Origin of the sequence: Saccharomonospora iraqiensis subsp. iraqiensis, from assembly GCF_000430445.1 — a bacterium.
GTDB lineage: Bacteria > Actinomycetota > Actinomycetes > Mycobacteriales > Pseudonocardiaceae > Saccharomonospora > Saccharomonospora iraqiensis.
Map to the genome: position 1 here is coordinate 1 of NZ_KE387098.1, position 3869 is coordinate 3869.

Here is a 3869-nt window from a genome sequence, read left to right on the forward strand (position 1 = left end):
CAGCGGGCGACGCTGGACGAGGTGGAGGCCCGCGGCGACTGCTACCGGCTCGGCTGGGTGCACGCCCCGGCCACCACCGACGACGGCACGAAACGGGACCGGGTGCTCGCCTACGTCGCGCGCCCGGAGGTCCTCGGCACCGCGGTGGCCGACCACCTGGACCGCTCGCCGATGCTCGTCGACGGGGAACCGGTGCGGGTGGCCGACGTCGGCCAGGCCGACATCCTGGAGATGCGGGGCGGTCGCGCCTGCTCCGACGGCCTCGACGTGCTCGAGGTCACCGGGGAGCCCTCCTGGTCCGACCTGGACTGATCCTCCGGAAGTGCCCGTGCGGCGCGCGCTCCCGTCGTAGGCTCCAGCCGTTCACGACAGATCCCGGCACGGCCGGGTGCTCCGGAGGGGAGGCGTCCACGTGGCCTCGTGGGACGACCTGGTGGCGTATGTCCGGGACGAGTACGACGTCGTCCGCGACGAGCCGGACGAGATCCGCGTCCGGTTCGGCTACGGCGGCGAGCCGCACGCCGAGCGGCGGGCCCAGATCGTGATCATCGCCCGGGAGGTGATGGACCGCAAGGAGGACTGGGTCCAGATCGCGACCCCGTTCGCCCGGATCGACCAGGTCGATCTGCGGGAGGTGCTGACCGAGATCGGCAACACGCTGGTCGTCGGCGGAGCCGTCCTCATGGGGGAGTACGTGGTGCTGCGGCACTCCCTCCCGCTGCTCAACCTCGACATCAACGAGTTCACCGACCCGTTGGAACTGGTCACCGGATCGGCGGAGCTGTTGGAGGAGCAGTTCACCGGACGCGACGACTACTGAGCCCGCCCGTCCCGCGGCGGCGGGGGAGCCGGGTGGCCGGTGGCGCCCCGGCCTGTCCTGTCCCGCCCGGCCCGTCCCGCTCGGCCTGCTCAGCCCGCTCAGCCGCGACCGGGCACGACGCGGCACCCGTCCCAGGTACCGGGGCCGAGCCTGCCCAGGCTGGTCCCCGTCTGACGGGCGAACTCGTGCACGGTCCGGCTCCCCCGCTTCGCCGCGAGCGCCAGGAGTACCTCGGCGCACGCCCGCGCGTCCTCGGCGGCGTCGTGGTGCCGGAGCAACGGCACGCCGAGGGTCCCGGCCACGGTCGGCAGCCGGTGGTCGGCCAGGTCGAGTTCCCGCTTCGTCCAGACCCGGGTGCAGCCGAACTCCAGCGTCGGTGGGCCCGCGTCGTCGGCCTCGCACGCGGCCCGGATCGCGCCGAGGTCGAACGCGGCGTTGTGCGCCACGACGGGACGGTCCCCGATGACGGTGAGCACGTCCCCGAGCACGGCGCCGAACGTCGGGGCGTCGGCCACCCGCCGTTCGTCGATCCCGTGGATGGCCACCTGCCGCCGCTCGAAGTACGCCAGCGGAGCGGGCGGGCGGCACAGCCAGGAGCGCGACCCCGCCACCGCACCGTTCTCCACGACCGTGACCCCGACGGAGCAGATCGATCCCCGTTTCGGGTTGGCGGTCTCCACGTCGATCGCGACGAACTCGAACCCGTTGGTGTCGTCCACCCGCTGTCTCCCCCTTGTCGTTCCGGGTCTGTGTCACCGGACTGTCGGCCGACGCGGCGCGGCCGTTTCGTCCGGTGCGGTCACGATTCCGCCACGGCGACGGGTTTCGGGTTCCTGCGAATGGACCGGACCGGCCGGCAGCCGCAACCCCGGTACCGGGCACCGACGCGACCCGTGCGGCGGCCCCCGGCGATTCAGTCGGACAGTGGAACAGACGGGACGGCCCGTTCTGGTCTACTCGGGGCACGACCCGACCGATCGTCGACGGGGGGAACCGTGCGCCGACCGACCGTGCTCCTGGCGGTGCTCGCCCTGTGCGGGGCACTCACCCCGGCCGTGGCGACGGCCGCTCCGGCGCCCGTGCGGGTGGTCGGCCTGCAGGTGCACGAGCTGCGGCAGTTGCTCGCCGACGGCGAGGTGACCTCCCGCGCGCTCGTCGAACGGTACCTGCGGCGCATCGCGGCCTACGACCACGCCGACGCCGACCGGCCCGGGATCAACGCCGTGCTCACCGTCAACCCGCGGGCCCGGGCCGTGGCACTGCGGCGCGACCGGGAACGGCGGCGCGGACACGTCCGGGGGCCGCTGCACGGGGTCCCGGTCGTGGTCAAGGACAACATGGACACCGCCGACCTGCCCACCACCAGCGGATCGCGGGCCCTGCGCGGGCTCCGCGCACCCGACGACGCCACCCAGGTGCGCAGGCTGCGGGACGCGGGCGCGATCGTGCTCGCGAAGACGAACCTGGACGAGTACGCCTTCAACATCCGCACGACGTCGTCGCTGGGCGGACAGACCCGCAACCCGTACGACCGGGGGCACTACCCCGGTGGCTCCAGCGGCGGCACCGGGGCGGCGGTCGCCGCGGCGTTCGCCCCCGTGGGCATGGGCAGCGACACCTGCGGCTCGCTGCGGATCCCCGCCGCGCACAACAACCTCGTCGGCCTGCGGCCCACCCTGGGGCTGTCCAGCCGGGACGGTGTCGCACCGCTGGCGCGCACCCAGGACACGGTGGGTCCACTGGGAACCTCCGTCACCGACGTCGCCCTGGTCCTCGACGCCACCGCCGGGCACGATCCCGCGGACCCGGTCACCGCCGCCGCGCGGGGCGCCGTCCCGCCGAGCTATGCGGCGGGACTGTCCGGGAACGCGCTGGACGGCAGCCGGATCGGTGTCCTCGGTGACCGGTTCGCCGACACCGACGCCGCCCGGCCCACCAACCGGGTGGTGCGCGCGGCGGTCGCGGACATGGTCGCCCAGGGTGCCGAGGCGGTGGAGCTGGGGCCGCAGCCGGAGATCACGGACGCGGCCGAGGGGGCGAACCGGGTGGCCGACGAGTTCGAACGCGACCTCGACACCTACCTCGCCGACTCGGCACACGGACTCCCGCGGCGCCTGGCGCACCTGGCCGAACCGAGGAACGAGCTCACCCTCGCCGACGTCGCCGCCTCCGGCGAGGTGCACGAGACGGTGCTGCCGCTCGTACGGGCGCTGGTGGACAGCCCCGCGCTGCCCAACCCGGCCTACGAGGAGAAACTGCGCCAACGGGACCGGCTGCGGGCACTGCTCACCGAGCTCATGCGCGCACACCAGCTGGACGCACTGGTCTACCCGTCGATCACCGAACCGCCACCGGAGATCGGCACCGCGCAGCCGAGCCGCAACTGCCAACTGGCGGGCCACAGCGGTTTCCCCGCGTTGAGCCTGCCCGCCGGATTCACCGGTGCCGGACTCCCGGTCGGGGTCGAGCTGCTGGGACTGCCCTTCAGCGAACCGTCGCTGCTGGCGATGGGCCACCACTACGAGCGGGCGACCGGGCACCGGACCCCGCCCGAGGGGACCCCTCCGCTGCCGTAGCCGGGGGGTCAGCCCTGCTCGACGGAGACATCCACCGGCGTGCCGAGCTCGACGGTGCGGCTGACCGTGCACAGCTTGTCGTGCGACAACCGCACCGTGCGGGGCAGCACATCCCGCGCGCGGTCCCCGTCGTCCCCCTCCGGGAAGGCCACCCGGAACGTCACCGCCAGATTCTCCATCCGGTTGCCCGTCTCCTTGTCCTGGACCTTGTCGCCGGAGACGGTGACGGTGAACTCGGTCGGCTCCGCCCGCCTGCTGGTGACGACGTCGGTGTCCACCGCCGTGCAGCCGCCGATCGCCGCCAGCAGCAGCTCCACCGGCGAGAAGTCCGCGTCGTCGTTCGAGCTGAGCGGCAGCGTGCCGCCGCGGGCGTTGCGGGCCACGTACCGGCCCGTGGAAACCCGTTCGATGCTGACCGATCGGAGAGTGTCGTCCGCCATGTCCGCCAGGCTACCGGCGCGGCCGGGCGGCCG

4 protein-coding genes and 1 pseudogene are annotated in these 3869 nt (G+C 73.7%); 3 read left to right on the top strand and 2 right to left on the bottom strand.

Features of this window, described 5'->3' with window-relative positions:
* Positions 1-312: pseudogene (locus tag ACTIR_RS26680) on the top strand (gamma-glutamylcyclotransferase); the annotation flags it as partial.
* A gap of 100 nt (positions 313-412) precedes the next feature.
* Positions 413-820: a hypothetical protein gene (locus ACTIR_RS0113705; protein ID WP_007024888.1), complete on the top strand. Its 408-nt coding sequence runs from the start codon at positions 413-415 to the stop codon at positions 818-820.
* Between the two features lie 98 nt (positions 821-918).
* On the opposite strand, the gene ACTIR_RS0113710 is transcribed toward ACTIR_RS0113705, so the two are convergent.
* The gene (locus ACTIR_RS0113710; protein WP_026454713.1) at positions 919-1539 is read right to left on the bottom strand and encodes a 3'-5' exonuclease; all 621 of its coding nucleotides are present in this window, start codon (positions 1537-1539) and stop codon (positions 919-921) included.
* Positions 1540-1815: 276 nt separating this feature from the next.
* On the opposite strand from ACTIR_RS0113710, the gene ACTIR_RS0113715 reads away from it, so the two are divergent.
* Positions 1816-3396, top strand: coding sequence for an amidase (locus ACTIR_RS0113715; RefSeq protein ID WP_026454714.1), 1581 nt, complete (start codon positions 1816-1818; stop codon positions 3394-3396).
* An 8-nt stretch (positions 3397-3404) separates the two neighbouring features.
* Here ACTIR_RS0113715 and ACTIR_RS0113720 read toward each other — a convergent pair whose 3' ends face one another.
* The gene (locus tag ACTIR_RS0113720; protein WP_026454715.1) at positions 3405-3836 is read right to left on the bottom strand and encodes an OsmC family protein; all 432 of its coding nucleotides are present in this window, start codon (positions 3834-3836) and stop codon (positions 3405-3407) included.
* Between the last annotated feature and the right edge of the window lie 33 nt (positions 3837-3869).

Coding starts and splice junctions, on each gene's coding strand:
- ACTIR_RS0113720 (WP_026454715.1), bottom strand. CDS start 3,836: ATGGCGGACGACACTCTCCGATCGGTCAGCATCGAACGGGTTTCCACG.